Consider the following 20,541-nt stretch of genomic DNA (forward strand, 5'->3'; position numbering starts at 1 on the left):
GATATGGACGAATCCGATCGGCCCCGTGACCGGCGTCAACGCAGCAGGGCGCGGGGTCCGGGGCCCTCACCGGACCGGACGTCGCCGGGGTTGTGCAGCTTGCAGCTCTGCAGCGACAGGCAGCCGCAGCCGATGCAGCCGTCCAGGGTGTCCCGCAGCCGCTCCAGCAGGGCGATCTTGCCGTCCAGTTCGGTACGCCAGTGCGCCGACAGCCGGGCCCAGTCGGCCTTGGTCGGGGTGCGGCCCTCGGGCAGGTCGGCCAGGGCGGTGCTGATGCGCTCCAGCGACACGCCCACCTGCTGCGCGATCCGGATGAAGGAGACCCGGCGCAGCTCGCTGCGCTCGTACCGGCGCTGGTTGCCGCCGGTGCGCACGGAGTGGATCAGGCCGCGCTGCTCGTAGAAGCGCAGCGCCGAGGGGGCGACGCCGCTGCGGGCGGACAGCTCGCCGATGGTCAGCATCACAGTCGAAGGCACCCCGTACCGCCCTTGAGTTCAAGTGCACTTTAACTTGCACTCTACTCGTATGGCTGTTGCTGATGTCGAACCGCTGCTCAAGCGGCTGACGGGGGACGAGAAGCACGCGCCGAGCGCGTTCTCGACCCTGGACGTGATCTGGGTGCTCTACGACCGGGTGCTGCGGGTCGACCCGGCGCGACCGGACGACCCCGACCGGGACCGCTTCCTGCTCTCCAAGGGCCACGGCCCGGCCGCATATTACGCAGTACTGGCCGCCAAGGGGTTCGTTCCGCACGAGTGGCTCGACGATCTGGCCGGGCCGGACAGCCCGCTCGGGCACCACCCGGACCGGCTGCGCGTGCCCGGCGTCGAGATCAGCTCCGGCTCACTCGGCCACGGCCTCGGGCTCGGCGTCGGCACCGCACTCGGCCTGCGCGCCCAGGGCCGCCTCGACCCGCGCGTCTACGTCCTGCTCGGCGACGCCGAACTCGACGAGGGCAGCAACCACGAGGCCATCGCGTACGCCGGGGCGACCGGCCTGGACGCGGTCACCGCCGTCGTCGTCGACAACGACTCCGCCTCGCTGGGCTGGCCCGGCGGCATAGCCTCGCGGTTCCAGGTGCACGGCTGGTCGGCGGTGACCGTCGACGGCCGCGACCACGACGCCATCCACGCCGGCCTGCGGGCCGCCCGCCCCCGCCGACCGCACGCGGTCGTCGCCCGGGTCGAGCCGAAGGGGAGCTGAGAGATGCGCCAGGCATTCACCGACACCATGACCGACCTGCTGAACGAAGACCCGCGTACGGCGCTGGTGCTGGCCGACATCTCGGCGGCCGCGTTCGAGCCGATGCGGCGCGCCCACCCCGACCGGGTGCTCAACGTCGGCATCCGCGAGCAGCTCATGATCGGCATCGCGGGCGGGCTCGCCCTGACCGGGCTGCGGCCGGTCGCGCACAGCTACGCCACCTTCGTCGTCGACCGGGCGTACGAGCAGATCAAGCTCGACCTGGGCCACCAGGGTGTCGGAGCGGTGCTGGTCAGCGTCGGCGCCTCCTACGACGGGGCGGAGATGGGCTACACGCACATGTCGCCGATGGACGTGTCACTGATCGACACGCTGCCCGGCTGGACCGTGCGCGTACCCGGGCACCCCGGCGAGGTCGGACCGCTGCTGCGCGCCGCCGCCGCCACCGACGACCCGGTTTACCTGCGCCTGTCCACCCAGGTCAACGACATCGCGTACGCCGAGGCGGAGCTGCTGCGGCCGGTGCGCCGGGGCGGCGGGCCGCTGGTCGTCGCGGTCGGGCCGATGCTCGCGCCGGTGCTCGCGGCCACCGCGGGGCTCGACGTGACTGTGGCGTACACGCACACCGTCCGGCCGTTCGACACGAACGGGCTGCGCGCCCTGGCCGCGACCGGCGAAGTGGTGCTCGTCGAGCCGTATCTGGCGGGGACGTCGGCGCACGTCGTCAGCGCCGCGCTGGCCGACCGGCCGCACCGGCTGCTCAGCCTGGGTGTGGGGCGGCGGGATCTGCACGCGTACGGCAGCCCGGCCGACCACGCGCGCTGGCACGGCCTCGACCCTGCCGCGCTGCGCGCGGCCGTCGCCGCCTGGGCTTAGCGCGGAAAGGAAGGGCCCCTTCTTATCGCTTTGCGAAGTAGAAGGGCCCCTTCCTAACGCGAAGCAGCCCCGGTCCGCGAGGACCGGGGCTGCTGGTCGCAGCGGAACTAGCCGCGGGTGTACGAGCCGTGCATCTGGACCACGCCGGAGCCCTCGATGACCTCGCCGACCTGCCAGCACTCGACGCCGCGGCCGGTGAGCAGGGCCATCGCGCGGTCGGCGTCCTCGGGCGAGACCACTGTGAACATGCCGACGCCCATGTTGAACGTCGACTCCATGTCGTGGCCCTCGATCCGGCCCTTGCGCTGGATCAGGTCGAAGATCGGCTGCGGCGCCCACGAGGACCGGTCGCAGGTGGCGTCCATGTTCTTGGGCAGCACCCGGTTCAGGTTGCCGGGGATGCCGCCGCCAGTGACGTGCGCGAACGCGCGGACGTCGCACTCGGCGATCAGGCTCAGGCAGTCCTTGGCGTAGATCTTGGTGGGGGTGAGCAGCTCCTCACCGAGGGTCCGCTGGTCGCCCAGGTCCTCGATGACGCTGTCGAGCTTGAGCCGCGCCTGGCCCAGCAGCACGTGCCGCACCAGCGAGTAGCCGTTGGAGTGCAGGCCGGACGAGCGCATCGCGATCACCACGTCGCCGAGCTGGACCCGGTCGGGGCCGAGGATCTGGTCCTCCTCGACTACGCCGACGCCGTTGGCGGAGAGGTCGTACTCGTCCGGGCGCATCAGGCCGGGGTGCTCGGCCGTCTCGCCGCCCAGCAGCGCGCAGCCCGCGTAGCGGCAGCCGTCGGCGATACCGGCGCCGATCTCGGCGATCCGGTCCGGCACGACCTCGCCGCAGGCGATGTAGTCGAGCAGGAACAGCGGCTCCGCGCCACAGGCGACCAGGTCGTCGACGACCATCGCGACCAGGTCGATGCCGACCGTGTCGTGGATGTTCATCTGCTGCGCGATGGCGAGCTTCGTACCGACGCCGTCGGTCGAGGAGGCCAGCACCGGATTGCGGTACTTGGAGGTGTCCAGCTTGAACAGACCGGAGAAGCCGCCCAGGCCGCCCAGCACCTCGGGCCGGTGGGTGCGCTGCACCTTGTCCTTGAGCAGCTCGACCGCGCGGTCACCGGCGTCGATCGACACGCCCGCGTCGGCGTACGACGAGCCCGTGCGTCGGCGGTTGCTGCTGCTGGCTGCCGTCCAGAGCTGACGGTCCCCGTCGGAGCCCTGCCCGGAGACTGGGCGCTCGGTCACGTGCGTCACGGTCTTCTCTCCCCTTTGTTGCCGCGGCACCGCGCGCGTCGACGCGCGCGGCTCCGTGTCGATCGGCCGGTCCGCCCCGGCCGGGTGTCACTGAGACCGGCTCAGCTGCTCCGTCGACGGCGCCGCCGACTGTGCCTGGGCCTGGTCTGCGCGCTCGTCGGTGCCGACCCGCCGGCCGACGCCTTCGAGCACATGCTTGCCGATCAGGTTGCTCGCGGGCAGCGCGATCGGGTATTCGCCGTCGAAGCAGGCCCGGCACAACCGGTTCTTCGGCTGCTCGGACGCCGCGATGAGGCCTTCAAGCGACACGTAGCCCAGCGAGTCGGCACCGATGGAGCGGCGGATGCCCTCCATGTCCATGCCGTTCGCGAGCAGTTCGGCGCCGGTGGCGAAGTCGATGCCGTAGAAGCAGGGCCACTTGACCGGCGGGGAGGAGATGCGTACGTGGACCTCCAGCGCGCCCGCCTCGCGCAGCATGCGCACGATGGCGCGCTGCGTGTTGCCGCGCACGATGGAGTCGTCGACCACGACGAGGCGCTTGCCCCGCACGTTGTCGCGCAGCGGGTTCAGCTTGAGCCGGATGCCCAGCTGCCGGATCGTCTGCGAGGGCTGGATGAAGGTCCGGCCCACGTAGGCGTTCTTCATCAGGCCCTGGCCGTACGGGATGCCGGAGGCCTCGGCGTAGCCGATCGCCGCCGGGGTGCCCGACTCGGGCACCGGGATGACCAGGTCGGCCTCGACCGGGTGCTCCGCCGCGAGGCGGCGGCCGATCTCGACCCGGGTGGAGTAGATGTTGCGGCCGGAGATGGTCGCGTCCGGGCGGGCCAGGTACACGTACTCGAACAGGCAGCCCTTGGGGTCGGGCGCGGCGAAGCGGGAGGAGCGCAGCCCGTACTCGTCGATGGCGATGAGCTCGCCCGGCTCGACCTCGCGGACCACCGAGGCGCCGCAGATGTCGAGCGCGGCCTGCTCGCTGGCGATGACCCAGCCGCGCTCCAGGCGGCCGAGCATCAGCGGGCGGACGCCGTGCGGGTCGCGAGCCGCGTACAGCGTGTTCTCGTCCATGAAGACGAAGCTGAACGCGCCCTCGACGGTCGGCAGCACCTCCAGCGCGGCGGCCTCGACCGACAGGTCGGGGCGGCCCGCCAGCAGCATGGTGACCAGGCCGGTGTCGTTGGTCGAGCCCCGGCTGTCCATGCCGAGCTCGGCGGCGCGGCGGGCCAGGTCGGCCGTGTTCACCAGGTTGCCGTTGTGGGCCAGCGCGATCGTGGTGCCCGCGGTGGTCGACTGGAGCGTCGGCTGGGAGTTCTCCCAGGTCGAGTCGCCGGTGGTCGAGTAGCGGGCGTGCCCGATCGCGATGTGGCCGCGCAGGCTGGCCAGGGTCGGCTCGTCGAAGACCTGGGCGACCAGGCCGACGTCCTTGTAGACCACCACGCCGGATCCGTCGCTGACCGCGATGCCCGCCGCCTCCTGGCCGCGGTGCTGCAGTGCGTACAGGCCGAAGTAGGTGAGCTTGGCAACCTCTTCACCAGGGGCCCAGACACCGAAGACGCCACACGCGTCTTGCGGGCCTGGCCGGTGGGGGTCGAGTTCGTGGCTCAACCGGCCGTCGCCTCGGGGCACCCTGCTGCTCCTTGCGCTTGTCGCTTCAGTAGCTGTCACGCCCGGCGGACTTCGGCCGGCGTTCGATGGAGTGAGTCGGCAATGAGTCGGTGTCTGGGCGGCACTGACCGCCGCAGCTCAGTGTACGTGACTCGGCGGGGTCGCCGGACCGGCGGCCGCTGCACGAAAGGCGTGACTGAACGACGGGTGTGACCGGAGTGACCGGATTAGCAGATGGGGAAGAGAGCGGAGATATCCGCCCGAATGCCGCTGGCCCGGATCCGGCCGTCGGCTACCGCTGTGTCCCATTCCACTCGTCCGGCCGCGAGTTGGAGAAAAGTGACCGGATCGGTCTCGACCAGGTTCGGCGGCGTGCCCCGGGTGTGTCTCGGCCCGTCGACGCACTGAATCGCACCGTATGGAGGAACCCGCACCTCCACCGAACGGCCAGGGGCTGACGTCGCAAGTCGGGCCAGGAGTGCCCTGACCGCATCGCGGAGTGTCAAACGGTCCGGCGCGACCCCGTTGGCCAGGCTCTCTAAGGCCTCGGCTATGGCTGGGAACTTTTCCGACGAGGGGGACATAAACGGACGATACAACGTGACATCGGTTCGCTTCGGGGCGGCCCTGGGTCGCGCAACCCTTCCTTCGCAAGGCATAGTTGCGAGCGGTGTATTCCCGCAGCCCCCCAACCCCCCACCGCTGCGGGACATTGAGGAGCCTGGAAGGCGGTGGCCGTGACTACCCAGCGACGGTCCTGGTTGGCGCGCGTCGGAGTGGTAGCGCTGGTGTCGCTCGGCACTCTGGTGGGCGTCGCAGCCCCCGCGAGTGCCGCACCACAGTTGGACAGTGCGAGCCTCAGTGACGGCACGATCGACGTCGGCGCGACGACGACGCTGACCTTCAAGATCAAGAACCCGGACGCCTCCGATGTGACGCTGACCATCGGCATCACCACCAGCGGCGGTGCGGCGACCTGCCAGACCGGGTGCGCGGTCACCAAGACGATCACGGCCGGTGGCGACACCGGCAACATGACCGCGAAGATCAAGGGCTCCCAGGCCGGCAACGTCAACGTCATGATCAAGGTCATGACCGGCGGCGCCGAGACCCAGCTCGGGACCTACCCGCTGACGGTCGAGCAGGGCCAGCCCGCGGCGGAGACCGTGAGCAAGGTGTCGGGCAAGGTGGTCGACATCCTGACCGGCAAGCCGATCAGCGGCGCGATCGTGATCCTGTCCGACGGCAACGGCAAGGACATGCCGTCGAAGCAGACCGGCACCGCGGGCACGTTCACCTTCACGGGTTCGCAGCAGGCCCCGATCGCGCCCGGTCTGCTGGTCATCGCGGTCCAGAAGGACCCCTACGAGACTTTCTCGCAGTCGTACCAGGTCGGGGCGAACGCGTCGAAGACCGATATCCAGATCTCGCTGACGAACCCGGCGGCCATCGCCAGCGCGTCGGCGGCGGCGGCGCTGCCGAGTGCGAGCGAGGCGCTGCCGAGCGACGCGGCGTCGGAGGAGCCGGGCGGCGAGCAGACCGAGCCGACCACCGCTCCCGACGAGGGCGGCCTCGACGGCATGACCTGGATCATGATCATCGTCGGCGGTCTGCTGGTGGCGCTCGGTATCGGCGCGATCGTGCTGCTCGTCGTGCGGCGCAACAACGATGACGACGACGATGAAGACGACGAGGACGACGAGGACGACGACGAGCCGGTGCGCGGCCGTCCGCGCGGCGGTGCCGGCCAGCCGGTCCGCGCCGCGGCGGGCGGGTACGCCGGTGCCGGTGCGGGTGCCGCCGGCGGCACCTACGGCCGTCCCGCCGACCCGACCATGGTGGCCCGGCCCGGTGCCGACGCGGCCACGATGATGCACCGCCCCGGTGACTACGGCGTCCCGGCCCAGCGCGCCCCGCAGCAGTACGGTCAGCAGGGTCCGCAGCAGGGCCAGCAGCCGCCGTGGGGCCAGCAGCAGCAGGGCGGCTACGGCCAGCAGCAGGGGTACGGCCAGCAGCAGGGCGGCGCCTACGGCAGCCCCGCCGGCGGCTACGCGGGCGGCTCTCCGGTCGCGCCGACCAGCGGTTACGCGGGCGGCTCCCCGGTCGCCCCGACCAGCGGCTACGGCGGCCAGCAGGGCTACGGCGACTCCGGCTACGGCCAGCAGGGCTACGGTCAGCAGCAGCAGGGCGGCTACGGCCAGCAGGGCGGCTACGGGCAGCAGCAGGGCGGGTACGGGCAGGGCCAGTACGACGAGCCGACCAGCTACGCCGGTCCGACCTCGGGCGCGGGCGGCGGCTACGGCGGCCAGCAGCCGGGGTACGGCCAGCAGCAGGGCGGGTACGGGCAGCAGGGCTACGGCCAGCAGGACCCGTACGGTCAGCAGGGTCAGCAGCCGGGCTACGGCCAGCAGCAGGGCTACGGTCAGGACCCCTACGGCAACGGCCAGCAGCAGGGCGGCGGCTACGACCCGTACGGTCAGCAGGGCCAGCAGCCGGGCTACGGCCAGCAGCAGGGCTACGGCCAGGACCCGTACGGCAGCCAGCAGGAGAACGGCTACGACGACCGCCGTGGCCGCGACGGCCGCCGGCTCGACTGGCTCGACGACTGATTCCAAGCAATGGGAAGGCGCCGACCCGCTCGCATCAGCGACGGGGTCGGCGCCTTCTTTCATGTACGCGGTGAAGACAAACTCCAGCGCGTTTGCTGCAATGGTCGCGTGGCCCTCGTCAACGGCATGCGAGGCCTCTCGCGGGTCCCCTCATACGTCGTCATGCAGCCCACGACCCTGTGCAACCTGGACTGCGCCTACTGCTACCTGCCACTGCGGTCGGCCGACCGCCGGATGAGCGTGGCCGTGGCCCGCGCGGTCGCCGCCGACGGCAACGAGTGGGCCCGGCACGGCCGGTTCTCGGTGGTCTGGCACGCGGGCGAGCCGACGGCGGCCGGGCGTGAGCACCTGGCGGCGCTGATGGCGCCGTTCTCGGCCGGGGTGGAGCAGCACATCCAGACCAACGCCACGCTGATCGACGACGCCTGGTGCGAGTTCTTCGCCGCGCGGCGGCTGCGGGTGAGTGTGAGCGTCGACGGCCCGCCCGACTGCAACGACGACCGGGTCGACCGGGCCGGGCGTGCCGCGTACCCCCGGATCGAGCGCGGCATCGCGGCCCTGCGCCGCCACGGCCTGCCCTTCGCCGCCCTGTGCGTCGTCGCCGACCCGCGGCCGGGCCTGGCCGCCCGCCTCTACGACTACTTCCTCGACCTGGGCTGCGACACCCTCGGCATCAACGTGGAGGAGCGGGAGGGGGTCAACGGGCGCGACAACCGGCACGACGCGGCGGCCGTGCGGGCGTTCTGGGCCGAGCTGGCCGCGGCCTGGCGCGCCCGTCCCCGGCTGCACCTGCGCGAGCTGGAGTGGAGTCTGCGCTACCTGGACGCGGTGCTGAGCGGCACCGCCGACGACCTGCTGCCGCGTCAGCTGGACCCGATCCCGACCGTGGGCTGGGACGGCGCCGTGGTGCTGCTGTCGCCGGAGCTGGCCGGCTTCACCGACGCCGGGTACGGCGACTTCAGCAGCGGAAACGTCCTCGACCGGGGCCTGTCGGAGCTGCTGGCGCAGCCGACGGGAACCCGCTGGGTCGGTGAGTTCGTCCAGGGGGTGGAGGCGTGCCGGGCGAGCTGCCCGTACTTCGGCTTCTGCGGCGGCGGGCACGCGGCCAACCGCTACTTCGAGCACGGGCGGTTCGACGGGACAGAGACCGAGCACTGCCGCAACAGCAAGATCCACTTACTGGAGGGAGTGCTCGATCATGTCCGATCCACTCGACCTGGTGGTAGCCCAGATCCGCGACGTGCGTGACGAACTCGTTCCCCTGCTGGAGGAGGCGAGAGCAGCACGACTGGCGCGTTCCGAAGAACCAGGCGCCGACAGCGGTGCTGTCTGCGCCTGGAACCACTTCGAGAACATCCCGACTTTCTTCAACTGGAACAATCGCCCGCGCTAGCGGGCGATACGGCCAGGAAGATCAGCGGCGGGGGGTCCAGTCCTTGCCGTCGTCATCGTCGTCATCATCATCGACGGCGTAGGCATCGTACGGGTCGTACGGATCCGGCTCGTCGTCGTGATCATCGGCTTTGCCGCTGCTGCCGCTGTCGCTGCTGAGATCGCTTCCCGCGAGCTCACGCTGCAAGGCGGCGAGGTCGGTGTTCGGGGAGTGGTACTTCAACTCCCGGGCCACCTTAGTCTGCTTGGCCTTAGCTCGGCCGCGCCCCATGGCCGACCCCCTCGCACATGAATGACGGGGCTACCCGAAGGCGGGCCCCGATGACGTCAGACATCTCTCGTGGCTCATACGGTACATGGGAGGAGGCCACTTCGGCATCTCGGGTTGCCGGGTGTCTGGCAGCCCACGGGAACCTGTCCGTTTTATGACTTGTAAGGAGTATATCGCTCCCGGTTCATAACGGATCAGTATGACGGCGCGGCCCCGGGGATCGCCCGGAGCCGCGCCGCTGACCTGCTGAACCAGGCTAGACCCGGATCGTGCGCAGCCGGCCCACGTCGGCCATGCGCTGCTCGGCGAGCCGGTCCGCCGCGGTCGCCGGGGAGATCCCCTCGGTGTCGGCGAGCTCCAGCAGCCGCTGGGTCGTGTCGAAGATCTTCGTGGCGCGCAGCTTGGCCCGCTCGAAGTCGAAGCCCTCGATCTCGTCGGCGACCTGGATCACACCGCCGGCGTTGACCAGGTAGTCGGGCGCGTAGAGGATGCCGCGGTCCATCAGCAGCTTCTCCACGCCGGGGTGGGCCAGCTGGTTGTTGGCGGCACCGGCGACGATCTGGGCGCGCAGCGCCGGGACGGTGTCGTCGTCCAGGGCGCCGCCCAGCGCGCAGGGGGCGTACACGTCGATGTCGCTGGTGATCAGCGCGGTCGCGTCGGCGACCAGGCTCACCTGCGGGTGGGTCTCCTTCGCCCAGGCCAGCGCCTTCGGGCTGACGTCGGTCGCGACGACCTCGGCGCCGTCCTCGAGTAGGTGGGCGGTCAGGTACTTGCCGACCTTGCCCAGACCCGCGATGCCGACCCGGCGGCCGCGCAGCGAGGTGCTGCCCCAGCGGTGACCGGCCGCGGCGCGCATGCCCTGGAACACGCCCCAGGCGGTCAGGATGGAGGAGTCGCCGGCGCCGCCGTACTCGACGCTGCGGCCGGTGACGAAGCGGGTCTCGCGGGCCACCAGGTCCATGTCCTGCACGTAGGTGCCGACGTCGCAGGCGGTGTAGTAGCGGCCGTTCAGCGACTGCACGAAGCGCCCGTACGCCCGCAGCAGGGCCTCGGACTTGAGCTGGTCCGGGTCGCCCCAGATGACGGCCTTGCCGCCGCCGAGGTCGAGGCCGGCCAGGGCGTTCTTGTACGCCATGCCGCGGGACAGCTCCAGCACGTCGTGCAGGGCCTGCTCCTCCGTGGCGTAGGGGTAGAAGCGCGTGCCGCCCAGGGCGGGCCCGAGCGCGGTCGAGTAGATGCCGATGATGGCCTTCAGACCGCTGGCGCGGTCCTGGCAGAACACGACCTGTTCGTGACTGCCGTCGGTGAATACACCCACTGCTGGCTCCAAGGAGACGTCGCTGGCCCTTGTGAGGCCATGGCCGCCGGTCTTTCCGGAGGCTGGGAGACGCCCCGGTAGTGGCGCTCCCGCTGACAGCCTAATCGTGGGAGGATCGCGAGGTGCCGTCACAGTTCGCCGCGTACCTGAGGGTGTACGAACCGCTCACCGCGTTCGGCCCCGAGCGGGAGCGGTTCTGGCGCCGATACGTCGATGAGGGGCGGGCGGTGGGCGTGGCCGACGGCCCCGGCCGCCAGCGCGCCACGGTGCTGGAGGCGCTGGGCGCGAGCTGGTCCCGCCTGCCCGACCTGCCCGACGAGGCATACGTCATGTCCGGCCTCACCGGCCCGGCCGACGTCCCCCTCGTCTGCCCGTGGAACCTGCGGGTCCGGGTGGCCGAGGCGGCGCTGCAGGCGCGCGACGGGGTGCCGCAGGTGCTCGCCGACGCGTTCGTGCCCCCGGCGCTGGTCGGGCTCGCGCAGACCGTGGTGGAGCAGGTGCGGGCCGAGGACCGGATGCACGAGCAGGTGGCCACCTGGGGCGTGCCGCTGCGCTGGTTCGTGCTGGTCTCGCCGGCTGAGCGGGACCTGGTGCTCGAGCCGGGCCGACGGGTGCTGCGCTACCGCACGGAGATAGGAAAGGCCCGCCAGCGGGCGCACAAGGGGCTGCGGACGCTGCGCAAGACCCTGGGCGACGTGCCCATCACCGAGTCGCTGCGGGAGACGGCGCGCTGGCTCGAATCGTTCCACCCCGGCTCGGTGGTGGAGCTGGACTACGGCGGCCTGACCGCGCTGCTGCCCGACGACGCCCTGCGCGACGACGACTCGGTCGAGCTGGTCTCGACCGGCCTGGCCGGGCTCGAACGCGAGGACGGCGACGCGGCCACGGCGGCGTATGAGCAGCTCGTGCAGCGGTGGCGGGCGATCCAGTTGCTCGAACGAAGCAACTGACGCTACGCGGTGGTAGCGCCACCATGCGTGACATGAAGCTATGAAATTACTGTCTTCATGCCCTTAATGCGGACATGTCGTTCTTTCATCATCCGTCCATCCACGGACCTTCACCCGTTCGGCCCATGTCGGACATCGGGGACTAGCCGGACTATGGGTAACGCGTTGGCCGGCGGGACCCCGGCCTACGTCTATAGGTACTTGTGGAGGAGTGACCGCATGGCGTCGCGTACGCACGAACCAGAGCCCCTGCTCACCCCGGCAGAGGTTGCGTCGATGTTCCGCGTCGACCCGAAGACCGTGACCCGGTGGGCCAAGGCGGGCAAGCTCAGCGCCATCCGGACGCTGGGTGGGCACCGTCGCTACCGTGAGTCGGAGGTGCGTGCTCTGCTCCAGGGCCAGATCCCGCACCAGCGTCAGGGCGACTGACACAACTGAACAGCAAGGACCCCTTGACTGAGGCGCCCTCCCGCACCGTCCCCCAACGGTGCAGGAGGGCGCCTCAGTGTTGTCGGCGCCCGCCTCCGCGGGCGCGGCGATCGGCCTCTCAGCCGACCGCATCGGCGCGTCGCTACATCGCTGCGCGATGCCACGCTCCTTCACCGATGCGGTCGGCGGCCGATCGCGGGTCGGTGACCGGGGTCAAACCGCTGCGGGGACCAGGGCGCCGTCGCGGAGGGTCACTACCCGGTCGGCCATGTCCATGAGGGCGGGGTCGTGGGTGGCGACCAGGGCGGTCATGCCGCGGGCGTGGACCAGGGCGCGGAGCAGGTCCATGATCTGGCGGCCGGTCTCCGAGTCGAGCTGACCGGTCGGCTCGTCGGCGATGAGCAGCTGCGGGTCGTTTGCCAGGGCGCGGGCCACGGCGACGCGCTGCTGCTGGCCGCCGGACAGCTCGTACGGCCGCTGGTTGGCGTGCGCGCCCACCCCGACCAGCTCCAGCAGCACCGACACGCGCTGCTCCCGCTCGGCGGCGGGCACCTTGGCCAGCCGCAGCGGCACGCCCACGTTCTCGGCGGCCGACAGGATCGGCACCAGGCCGAACGACTGGAACACGAACCCGATGACGCTGCGGCGCAGCTTCACGAGCTGGTTCTCCGACGACGACGTCAGCTCCTGGCCGGCCACGAAGACCTTGCCCGAGGTCGGGCGGTCCAGGCCGCCGACCATGTTGAGCAGGGTGGTCTTGCCCGCACCGGAGCGGCCGCGGACGGCCACCAGCTCACCCTGCCCGGCCGTGAACGACACGTCGCGTACGGCGTGCACCACCCGGTCGCCCTTGCCGAAGTCGCGGCACACCGACTCCACCCGTACCAGCTCAGCCACGGCGCACCTCCACGTGCTCGCTCTCCAAGTTCAGCTTCACCCGGTCCTTGAGCGCCAGCGCCTCCACGAAGGCGCCCGGCAGCTGCATCCGGCCGGCCCGGTCGAGCACCGCGTACTCCTCGGTCACCAGCTCGGTCTCGCCGTCCGCGGTCTGGCGGGAGGTGCGGCGCACCTCCGAGGCCAGGCGGCCGTCGCGGATGGCGACGGTGCGGCGTACCTGGCCGGCCACGTTGTGGTCGTGGGTCACCACGACGACGGTCACGCCCAGCTCGGCGTTGATGGTCTGCAGCGCGCCGAAGACGTCCGCCGCGGTCGACTCGTCCAGCTCGCCGGTGGGCTCGTCGGCGAACAGCACCTCGGGCTCGTTGGCCACCGCCAGCGCCACCGCGACGCGCTGCTGCTCGCCGCCGGACATCTGCCCCGGCCGCCGCTGCGCGCAGTAGCCGACGCCGACCATGTCCAGCAGCTCCATCGCCCGCCGCCGGGCCGACCGGCCCGAGCGGACCCCGGCCAGCTGCATCGGGGTGACGACGTTCTCCAGCGCGGTCAGGTACGGCAGCAGGTTGCGGCCGGTCTGCTGCCACACGAAGCCGACCATGCGCCGCCGGTACGACAGCCGCTTGCGGGCCGACATGGTGAGCAGGTCGTAGTCGCCGACCCGGGCGATGCCCGCGGTGGGCACGTCGAGGCCGGACAGGATGTTCAGCAGCGTCGACTTGCCCGAGCCGGACGCCCCCACGATGGCCAGCAGCTCGCCCCGGTCGACGACCAGGTCCAGCCCCTGCAGCGCGACGACCTCGACGCCTTCGGTCTTGTAGATGCGGACCAGGCCGTCGCAGACCAGGTGGCCGCGCAGCCGGTCGGCTCCGCCCGCCCGGTCGGCGGCCCGCTGCGCGGCCCGCGCCTGCAGCGTCGCCAGGTCGGGTACGGAGTCGTCCCGTGCGGGTGCCCCAGCCGTGCCGGCGAGCCCCGTTCCGAGGTCAGTAGTCATCAGCTGTCTCCCGCGTCGAAGGAACCCAGCCGCAGCACCTCGCCGAGGCGCAGCCGCCGGTTGAACAGGGTCTCCACCAGCAGCGCCGTCAGCAGCCCGGCCAGCACCATGCCGACCGCGCCGGCGACGACCACCGGGTCGAGCCGCACACCCACGTCGAACCCGCCGGTGTACGTAGTCAGCCCCAGCGCCGGGGCCAGCAGCTGCGGCAGCGCCACGCCGACCAGCGCGCCGGTGAGCACCGCGACCGTCACCAGCGGCGCCAGCTCGACCAGCAGCAGGCGCCGGCCCTGGCCGCGGCTCAGGCCCATGGTGCGCAGGCGCGACAGCACCTGCCCTCGCGCCCGCGCCCCGGCCAGCACCGCGAACGCGACCGCCAGCAGGGCCAGCGACAGCCCGCCGAACGCGCCCACGCCGTAGGCGAAGGTCAGCACGCCGTTCACGCCGGTCTGCTCCAGCCCTTCCCGGTACCGGGCCCAGGTGTTCACCCGGGTGGTCAGGTCGGGGCCGCCGACGGGGCTGCCGATCGAGGTGACCCAGCGCAGCTGGCCCTCGTCTCCGGCCTTGACGATCGCCGCCTGGTCGGCGTGCCCCGCCACCAGGAAGCCGTTCGGGCTGATCACCTTGTCGCTGCGGACGTCGAGCGCCTGCCACGGGATGACGATGAAGCTGGAGCTGTCGGGCAGGCCCGGGAAGCGGTCGACGACTCCGCCGACGCCGAACTCGTACACCCGGCCCTGGAGGTCGGCAGCGGCGCTGGTGTGGCCCTTGAACTGCTCGTACACCGAGGGTGAGAGCAGCGCCGGGGCCGGTCGGCCGGGTCGGGCGTCGACGAAGCCGGGCGGCAGGTCCAGATCGCGGCCGGAGTCGCGGATCACCTGGGCCAGCCTGGGCGCGTCGACGACCACCACGTAGAAGACGCCGAGCCGTTCGGCGCCGATCTCCTTGGAGGCGGTGACCGGGGTGGGCGGCTGCGCCAGCACCGGCGCGACCGACCGGACGCCCGGGACGGCCGCCAGCGCGTCGGCGGTGTCGGGGGCGAAGAAGAAGCCGTTCACGGACAGGTCGCCGGGGACCGCCTGGTCGGCCGCGCGGTCGCGACCCGCGTCGACCGTGCCGGAGACGCCGAGGCTGAACACCGTGGTGCAGATCGCGACGACCAGCACCGCGATCGGGCCGACGGCGGCGGGGGCGGTGCGGCCGGAGCGGGCCAGCCCGAGGAAGCCCACGGCGCTGCGGCCGCGCGAGGCCAGTCGGCTGACCAGGCCCAGCGGCGCCGGGATCGCCCGCAGCGTGAGCACGGCGGCGCCCGCCGCCAGCAGGACCGGCACCGCGGCCAGGTAGACGTCGACGCTCTCGGCGGCGTCCAGGCCCCGGCGGCGCACCAGCCACACGCCCAGCGCACCGAGAACCAGCAGGCTCAGTTCGGCGGTGCGGCGCTTGGCGCCGACCTTCGACCCGGCCAGGTCCTCCCGCTCGCCGGAGAACGACAGCCGGCGCAGCGTCAGCATCGCGATCACCGGCATCGCCAGTACCGCGAGCAGTGCGAACAGCACCATCACGGTGAGCGTGTCGGCGGGGCGGCCCGGCAGCGCGGCACCGGCCAGCCCGCCGAGGACCGCGCCCGGCAGCACCACGGGCAGGACCTCGGCCAGCGTCCGGCCGCCGATCTCCAGCACCGAGCCGCCCCGGGCCCGCAGCAGCGCGAACTCGGACCGCCGCCGGGAGACCGCCAGCCGCGCCGCCAGCAGCACCAGGCCGGCCAGCGTCGCCAGCGTCCCGGCCTGCACCACCGCCAGCAGCGACTGCCCGGCGCGGGCGGCGTCGGCGAAGCGCGACAGCGCGGTGTCCAGGCCGCCCTCCATCTGCGCCTCGATGCCCTGCGAGCGCGCCGCGTACAGGGCCGACACCATGCTGGGCAGCACCGCCATGTCCAGGTGCTCCGGGCCGACCCGGTAGCGCAGGTCGTACAGCGTCGGAACGTCTACGTAGTGGGCGCGGTCGACACCTGCCGTGTCGGTGAAGAAGATCGCCTGGAACGCCTCGCCGTCGTCGCGCGGCTGGTAGGGCTTCAGCGCCAGCGCGGCGGTGTCCCAGAAGCCCGCCTTCGGGTCGACCGGCTCGACGATGCCGACGACCTGGACGCCGCCCGCCGCGCCGAACCGGTAGCGGCTGCCCACCTGGTAGTGCAGCGCGGTGGCCTCGGCGGGGGTGATCACGATCTCGATCGGGAAGCCGGGTTCGTCCAGCGTCGCCGGCCAGCGTCCCTCGACCAGCCGGGTCTCCTGCTGCAGGCCGCTGGCGGCGCGCAGGCTGAACTGGGCCTTCGACGGCAGCCCGGTGTCGGTGGCCCACGACTCGGCCAGGTCGGTGTAGACCGTCCACCAGGACTGGCTGATCCGGTTGCGCAGGTCCGGGTAGAACACGTCCCGCTGCGACTGGAGCCGGTTCGGCATGGTCCGGGTGGACCGGTTGGCCGGGAAGCCGCCCCGGTAGTTCACGTCCTTCACCAGGTACGGCAGGGACGCGACGCGGTCGCGCAGCGCCTGGTCGGTCAGGCCGTTGGCCACCCGCGGGGTGCCGATCACCAGCACCCCGGCCACCGCCGTGAGCAGCCCGAGCAGGACGAGCTGCCCGAGCGAAGCCCGCATCCGCCTTCTCATCGGTCAGCTCCGATCCGCAGCTGTGCGGCGGCCAGCCGCTGCCGCATCGTGGTCGCGATCAGTCCGGCCATCGCCATGGACAGCACCAGCAGCAGCGCGCTGGTGCCGAGCACCGGCAGCCAGTCGAGGCTGAGCAGCGGTGCGGGCACCGGCCGGGCGGCGCTCGGGGTCAGGATGATCAGTGGTGCCATGGTCGCGGCCACGCCGATGCCCACGACCAGGCCGACGGTCACGCCCAGCCCGGCGAGGAACGCCTGCTCGACGATGAGCGCGCCGGCCAGCAGGCGCGGGCCGGCTCCGAGGGTGTGCAGCACGGCCAGCTCGCCGATGCGGCGCCGGGCGGTGGCCCGGACGTCGACGGCGACCCCGACCAGCGCCAGCGCGATGGCGCCGAGCGCCGCGATGAACAGGGCCAGGCGGGCGCCGACCCCGTACGGGTCGTGCCCGGCCTGGTCGGCCAGGGCCATCCGGTCGGTGACGCGCAGGTTGCTCAGCTGCCCGGCGGCGGCCGCGGTCGCGGCGTGCTGGGCCGGGTCGGTGGAAAGCCACCACTCCTGGGTGCCCTGGACGCCGCCGAACAGCTCGAAGTAGGCGGCACTCAGCGACGGCAGGTCGAGCAGCACCGCGGAGGTGTCGACGACGCCCGGCAGCGTCGGGACGGAGCCGACGATCTTCACCCGCAGTTGCGCGCCGTGGAACCGGACCGTCGTGGTGCCGCCGACCTCCAGGTGCATGGCCTCCAGCGCGGCGGTGGTCGCCAGTGCGGGCACCGGGCTGTTCGGCATCGTCCGGGCGACCGTGGTGTGCAACGGCGGCGGGAAGCCCCCGCCCTGGTCCTCGCTCCGGGTGTACGCCACGGTCAGCCCGTCGGCGGTCGCCGCGTCGGCGGGCAGCGGGTGGGTGCCGTTGGGCGGGTTCTGGTACTGCCAGGGCGCCTCGGCGACCCGCAGCGACAGCGGCGCGGCCGTCCCGTTCGCGTCGACGGTGGCCAGGCCCTTGACGCTCCACTCGACGTCCACGCCGTACCCGGAGAAGCCGTCGATCATGAAACCGGCCAGGCCGACCGCGCCCGCGGGCACGGCCGCCTCGAACGGGGCCGGGGTGCCGTTGAGGGCCAGGTTGCTCAGCGCGACCCGGTAGGTCTGGCCGGACGCGCCGTAGAACACCGCGTCGGTGCTGCCACTGCCCTGCCCCAGCGCCGGCAGCGGCGCGCTGAACCGCAGCGTGCCCCGCAGCTTCGCGGTGCCCTCCGGCAGCTTCACGGCGGCCCCGGACAGCCGGGCGTCAGCCAGGCGGCGCAGCAGCGCGGGCATGTCGCCGAGGTCCTCCCGCAGCTTGACCACGCCGGTCGCGGCCGCGCTGTCGATGGCGACCAGCGTCGACGGGGTCGACTTCTCTCCCAGCGGGATCGAGGTGCGCCACACCGGCAGCGCCGCGCGGACACCGGGCAGGGCGGCGAGCTCGGCGGTGCGCCCCGCCGGGTCGAAGCCGGACGCCTCGGTGAGCCGCAGGTCGGCCCCGGTGACCTGGTCGGCCTGGTCGTGGTTGGAGCGCTCGCCCGTGGCGGCCAGGGTCCAGGCCAGCGTGCTGACCGCGACGGCCAGCGCCAGCAGCAGCACCGGACCGGCGTGCGGGCGGCGTCCGGCCTGCCACATGCCGAGCTGGGTGGCGAACCACGGCCGCCGGTCGAGCAGCCGCTCGATCAGGCGGGTCAGCGGGGGCAGCAGCCGCAGCGCGAGCACGGCGCCCGCGAGCACCCCGATCGGGGCGGCGGCGGCCAGCAGCGGGTCGATGCCGAGCTTGCCGCCGAGGCCGGCCAGCGGAGAGTCGTACTGCCGCAGCTGGAACCAGGCCAGCACGGCGAAGCCGATCAGGGCGAGGTCCGCCCCGGCGCGCTGGACCGCGGCGCCCCGGCTGGGGCGGGAGCGGGCGGCCAGGTCGGCCACGTACGTGCCGGCGGACTTGAGCGTGGGCAGCATCATCGCCAGCACGCAGCCCGCACCGGCGGCGAGGGCGACCAGCCATACCGCGGCCGTCAGCGAGCCGTCCGGGTGCAGGCCCACCTCGCGGAACACGCCAAGCCCGCCGGTCCGGCCGAGCAGCAGCGTCGCCAGCGGCGGGGCCACCAGCACCGCGGGCAGCGCGACCAGCACCGCCTCCCGCGCGGCGAGCCCGGCGAGCTGGCCCCGGGCGGCGCCGCGGGCACGCAGCAGCGCCGTCTCGGGGCGCCGCTGCTCGGTCAGCAGGGCCGCCAGCAGCATCAGCGCGTATCCGCCGAGCACGACGGTCAGCAGCATCGGGGTGAGCAGCGCGGAGCGGCCGACCAGGTCGGCGGCCTTGAGCCGGTCCACCAGCCGGTCCAGGTTGGTGGTGGTCTGGCCGGAGTTGCCGAAGCCGACCGCCTTGGGCAGCTCGGTCAGGCCGGTCAGCGCGTTGCTGACCCGCACCAGCCCGGTCAGGTCCGATCCGGCCAGGCGCGGCTGCGCCACCCAGCCGGCGGCGCCGTTGGCAGCCCAGCCGCCGCCGAAGAAGTCGGCCCGGTCCAGCACCAGCGGTCCGTAGGTGGACCCGCCCAGGATCGAACCCTCGACCAGCTCCGGGGTGAGCAGCCAGTACGGGTCGTCGGCGTGCTCGGCGGTGAAGACGCCGGTGACGGTGACCTCGGTGACCTGGCCCGACCGCCGGTCGGTGACCGGCACCCGGTCGCCGGGCTGCACGTTCATGAGCCGGGCCGCCGCCTCGCCGAGGACCGCCTGCACCGGCGTGGAGCCGGGCACCGCCCAGGCGCCGGCGCGCAGCTGGGCGTGCTCGGACAGCGCGTCGAGGAACATCACCTGCGCGAAGACCAGGCCGCCGGAGTCGGGCACGGCGCTGCCGGTGGCGCCGGTGAACTGGCGGCCGCTGGCGTAGCCCGCGCCGACCAGGTCCACCTGGGCACCGCCCAGGCCGTCGGCGAACCAGCCGCGGACCTTGGCGTCGGCGCCGGTCCAGGCGTCGCCGCTGCCGGCGGGGCCGCGGACCACGATGGACCGCTCGCTGGGCGGGGCGGCGGCGACCGCCGCCTGTCCACCCGCCTCGACCACGGCGCTGTTGTAGCTGACCAGACCCGCCAGCAGCACGGTCGCGATCAAGGCCGCGGCGGCGGCCGCCGCGAGCAGGCTCCTCGCGCTGTTGGCGCGACGCCAGACCAGCATCTCCACTCCCACGTTCGTCGGCTGTTGGCCGCTGTAGAGAGCCAGGACGATGCCGGAAAGGTTCGCGTGGGAACAACGGTCGTTACTCGAATGTGACAGCGCTCTCAGAGTCGATCAGGTAACCCCGCCGTCAACTGGGCGAAAGCGGACCGCCGGGCGGCGGCCAGGTCGGGGCTCAGCCCGGCCGCCCAGGACCACAGCGCGGTGTCCCAGGCGCCCTGCGCCGCCGCGGCCACCAGCAGCGGGTACGGGTGCGCCGCCGGCACCCCGCACCGCGCGCCCACGAACTGCGCCACCTGCTGCCGCAGCTCCTCGCTGAGCAGCAGGTACGTCTGCAGCAGCATCGGCTGCGCCTCGACCAGCCGCAGCCGGGCCCGGATCTGGGCCAGCTCCGCCGGGCCGGTCAGGTCGCCGGCCTCCAGCACGGCGCGCACGGAGGTCAGGGGCGCTTCGTCGGCGGGCCGGGTCAGCAGCGCCTCCCGCAGGTCGGCGACCCGCCGGTGCGCGACGTCGCCGAAGAGCACGTGCTGCTTGGACGAGAAGTAGCGGAAGAAGGTGCGCACCGAGACCCCGGCCGCCGCGGCGATCCCCTCGACCGTGGTGTCGTCGAAGCCGCGCCGCGCGAACAGCTCCAGCGCGGCCTCCTCGAGCGCCGCGCGGGTGTGCTCCTTGTGCTGCTCGCGCCGGTTCAGCACCCTGCCGCTCATTCACTCATCCTGCGTGCCCCCACCCGGGCAGTCAAAATGCCGAGGCATCGGCGGTTGTCGGCCGCTCGTTGCCATTCGGAGCACAGACGGAGGATGGCAACGATTAAGGCCGCAGAGCCGATGCCGGGAAATGCAGAGCCGAGGCCGGGAAAGATTGCTCGATATAGCGGCATTCAAGTCCTATGC

Annotated in this window: 18 protein-coding genes; 7 read left to right on the plus strand and 11 right to left on the minus strand. The window is 72.5% G+C overall.

Annotated features, from left to right (window positions below; translation table 11 throughout):
- Positions 1–35 precede the first annotated feature (35 nt).
- Positions 36–461, minus strand: a complete 426-nt coding sequence (soxR, locus tag QEZ54_RS12575; protein WP_281304898.1) for a redox-sensitive transcriptional activator SoxR — start codon at positions 459–461, stop codon at positions 36–38.
- A gap of 64 nt (positions 462–525) precedes the next feature.
- Between soxR and QEZ54_RS12580 the strand changes: the two genes are divergently transcribed.
- Both QEZ54_RS12580 and QEZ54_RS12585 read left to right on the plus strand, forming a co-directional pair.
- A complete protein-coding gene (locus tag QEZ54_RS12580) occupies positions 526–1,203 on the plus strand; it encodes a transketolase (protein ID WP_281304737.1) in 678 nt (225 codons plus the stop codon).
- A 3-nt stretch (positions 1,204–1,206) separates the two neighbouring features.
- Positions 1,207–2,079 carry a transketolase gene (locus QEZ54_RS12585; protein ID WP_281304738.1) on the plus strand — a complete coding sequence of 291 codons (873 nt, stop codon included), beginning with the start codon at positions 1,207–1,209 and terminating at the stop codon, positions 2,077–2,079.
- 107 nt (positions 2,080–2,186) lie between these two features.
- Here QEZ54_RS12585 and purM read toward each other — a convergent pair whose 3' ends face one another.
- The 3 genes from purM to QEZ54_RS12600 form a co-directional block, all read right to left on the minus strand.
- Positions 2,187–3,332 carry a phosphoribosylformylglycinamidine cyclo-ligase gene (gene purM, locus QEZ54_RS12590; RefSeq protein WP_281304739.1) on the minus strand — a complete coding sequence of 382 codons (1,146 nt, stop codon included), beginning with the start codon at positions 3,330–3,332 and terminating at the stop codon, positions 2,187–2,189.
- Positions 3,333–3,419: 87 nt separating this feature from the next.
- Positions 3,420–4,955: an amidophosphoribosyltransferase gene (purF, locus tag QEZ54_RS12595; RefSeq protein WP_281304740.1), complete on the minus strand. Its 1,536-nt coding sequence runs from the start codon at positions 4,953–4,955 to the stop codon at positions 3,420–3,422.
- 206 nt (positions 4,956–5,161) lie between these two features.
- Complete coding sequence (locus tag QEZ54_RS12600; protein WP_281304741.1) at positions 5,162–5,518, minus strand: sterol carrier family protein; 357 nt, start codon at positions 5,516–5,518, stop codon at positions 5,162–5,164.
- A 258-nt stretch (positions 5,519–5,776) separates the two neighbouring features.
- Between QEZ54_RS12600 and QEZ54_RS12605 the strand changes: the two genes are divergently transcribed.
- The 3 genes from QEZ54_RS12605 (at position 5,777) to amcA (ending at position 8,936) form a co-directional block, all read left to right on the plus strand.
- Complete coding sequence (locus QEZ54_RS12605; RefSeq protein WP_281304742.1) at positions 5,777–7,543, plus strand: carboxypeptidase regulatory-like domain-containing protein; 1,767 nt, start codon at positions 5,777–5,779, stop codon at positions 7,541–7,543.
- 126 nt (positions 7,544–7,669) lie between these two features.
- A complete protein-coding gene (amcB, locus tag QEZ54_RS12610) occupies positions 7,670–8,791 on the plus strand; it encodes a cyclophane-forming radical SAM peptide maturase AmcB (RefSeq protein WP_281304899.1) in 1,122 nt (373 codons plus the stop codon).
- Entirely contained in the window at positions 8,742–8,936 is a 195-nt protein-coding gene (gene amcA, locus QEZ54_RS12615) for a multiple cyclophane-containing RiPP AmcA (protein WP_281304743.1), read from the plus strand. Before amcB ends, amcA begins: the two co-directional genes overlap by 50 nt.
- Positions 8,937–8,957: 21 nt before the next feature.
- Here amcA and QEZ54_RS12620 read toward each other — a convergent pair whose 3' ends face one another.
- Together QEZ54_RS12620 and QEZ54_RS12625 are read right to left on the minus strand one after the other, a co-directional pair.
- Positions 8,958–9,206: a DUF3073 domain-containing protein gene (locus QEZ54_RS12620; RefSeq protein WP_281304744.1), complete on the minus strand. Its 249-nt coding sequence runs from the start codon at positions 9,204–9,206 to the stop codon at positions 8,958–8,960.
- A 256-nt stretch (positions 9,207–9,462) separates the two neighbouring features.
- A complete protein-coding gene (locus tag QEZ54_RS12625; RefSeq protein WP_281304745.1) occupies positions 9,463–10,524 on the minus strand; it encodes a Glu/Leu/Phe/Val dehydrogenase in 1,062 nt (353 codons plus the stop codon).
- A gap of 122 nt (positions 10,525–10,646) precedes the next feature.
- On the opposite strand from QEZ54_RS12625, the gene QEZ54_RS12630 reads away from it, so the two are divergent.
- Entirely contained in the window at positions 10,647–11,474 is an 828-nt protein-coding gene (locus QEZ54_RS12630; protein ID WP_281304746.1) for a hypothetical protein, read from the plus strand.
- A 219-nt stretch (positions 11,475–11,693) separates the two neighbouring features.
- On the plus strand, positions 11,694–11,903 hold the full coding sequence (locus QEZ54_RS12635; RefSeq protein ID WP_020522548.1) for a BldC family transcriptional regulator: 210 nt from the start codon (positions 11,694–11,696) through the stop codon (positions 11,901–11,903).
- A gap of 213 nt (positions 11,904–12,116) precedes the next feature.
- Here QEZ54_RS12635 and QEZ54_RS12640 read toward each other — a convergent pair whose 3' ends face one another.
- The 5 genes from QEZ54_RS12640 to QEZ54_RS12660 all read right to left on the minus strand — a co-directional run bounded on the left by QEZ54_RS12640 (position 12,117) and on the right by QEZ54_RS12660 (position 20,355).
- Complete coding sequence (locus QEZ54_RS12640; RefSeq protein WP_281304747.1) at positions 12,117–12,800, minus strand: ABC transporter ATP-binding protein; 684 nt, start codon at positions 12,798–12,800, stop codon at positions 12,117–12,119.
- Positions 12,793–13,791 (minus strand): ABC transporter ATP-binding protein, encoded by a 999-nt coding sequence (locus tag QEZ54_RS12645; protein ID WP_281304748.1) that lies wholly within the window; start codon positions 13,789–13,791, stop codon positions 12,793–12,795. The genes QEZ54_RS12640 and QEZ54_RS12645 overlap by 8 nt, the downstream gene beginning before the upstream one ends.
- Entirely contained in the window at positions 13,791–16,442 is a 2,652-nt protein-coding gene (locus QEZ54_RS12650) for an FtsX-like permease family protein (RefSeq protein WP_281304749.1), read from the minus strand. Before QEZ54_RS12650 ends, QEZ54_RS12645 begins: the two co-directional genes overlap by 1 nt.
- 8 nt (positions 16,443–16,450) lie before the next feature.
- Entirely contained in the window at positions 16,451–19,648 is a 3,198-nt protein-coding gene (locus QEZ54_RS12655; RefSeq protein ID WP_281304750.1) for an FtsX-like permease family protein, read from the minus strand.
- Between the two features lie 104 nt (positions 19,649–19,752).
- Entirely contained in the window at positions 19,753–20,355 is a 603-nt protein-coding gene (locus QEZ54_RS12660; protein ID WP_281304751.1) for a TetR family transcriptional regulator, read from the minus strand.
- Between the last annotated feature and the right edge of the window lie 186 nt (positions 20,356–20,541).

The sequence above is a fragment of the Catellatospora sp. KI3 genome (genome assembly GCF_029948125.1).
In the GTDB taxonomy this organism is placed as follows: domain Bacteria; phylum Actinomycetota; class Actinomycetes; order Mycobacteriales; family Micromonosporaceae; genus Catellatospora.

Coding starts and splice junctions, on each gene's coding strand:
- soxR (WP_281304898.1), bottom strand. CDS start 461: ATGCTGACCATCGGCGAGCTGTCCGCCCGCAGCGGCGTCGCCCCCTCG.
- QEZ54_RS12580 (WP_281304737.1), top strand. CDS start 526: ATGGCTGTTGCTGATGTCGAACCGCTGCTCAAGCGGCTGACGGGGGAC.
- QEZ54_RS12585 (WP_281304738.1), top strand. CDS start 1,207: ATGCGCCAGGCATTCACCGACACCATGACCGACCTGCTGAACGAAGAC.
- QEZ54_RS12600 (WP_281304741.1), bottom strand. CDS start 5,518: ATGTCCCCCTCGTCGGAAAAGTTCCCAGCCATAGCCGAGGCCTTAGAG.
- amcB (WP_281304899.1), top strand. CDS start 7,670: ATGCGAGGCCTCTCGCGGGTCCCCTCATACGTCGTCATGCAGCCCACG.
- amcA (WP_281304743.1), top strand. CDS start 8,742: ATGTCCGATCCACTCGACCTGGTGGTAGCCCAGATCCGCGACGTGCGT.
- QEZ54_RS12620 (WP_281304744.1), bottom strand. CDS start 9,206: ATGGGGCGCGGCCGAGCTAAGGCCAAGCAGACTAAGGTGGCCCGGGAG.
- QEZ54_RS12635 (WP_020522548.1), top strand. CDS start 11,694: ATGGCGTCGCGTACGCACGAACCAGAGCCCCTGCTCACCCCGGCAGAG.
- QEZ54_RS12645 (WP_281304748.1), bottom strand. CDS start 13,791: ATGACTACTGACCTCGGAACGGGGCTCGCCGGCACGGCTGGGGCACCC.
- QEZ54_RS12650 (WP_281304749.1), bottom strand. CDS start 16,442: ATGCGGGCTTCGCTCGGGCAGCTCGTCCTGCTCGGGCTGCTCACGGCG.
- QEZ54_RS12655 (WP_281304750.1), bottom strand. CDS start 19,648: ATGCTGGTCTGGCGTCGCGCCAACAGCGCGAGGAGCCTGCTCGCGGCG.
- QEZ54_RS12660 (WP_281304751.1), bottom strand. CDS start 20,355: ATGAGCGGCAGGGTGCTGAACCGGCGCGAGCAGCACAAGGAGCACACC.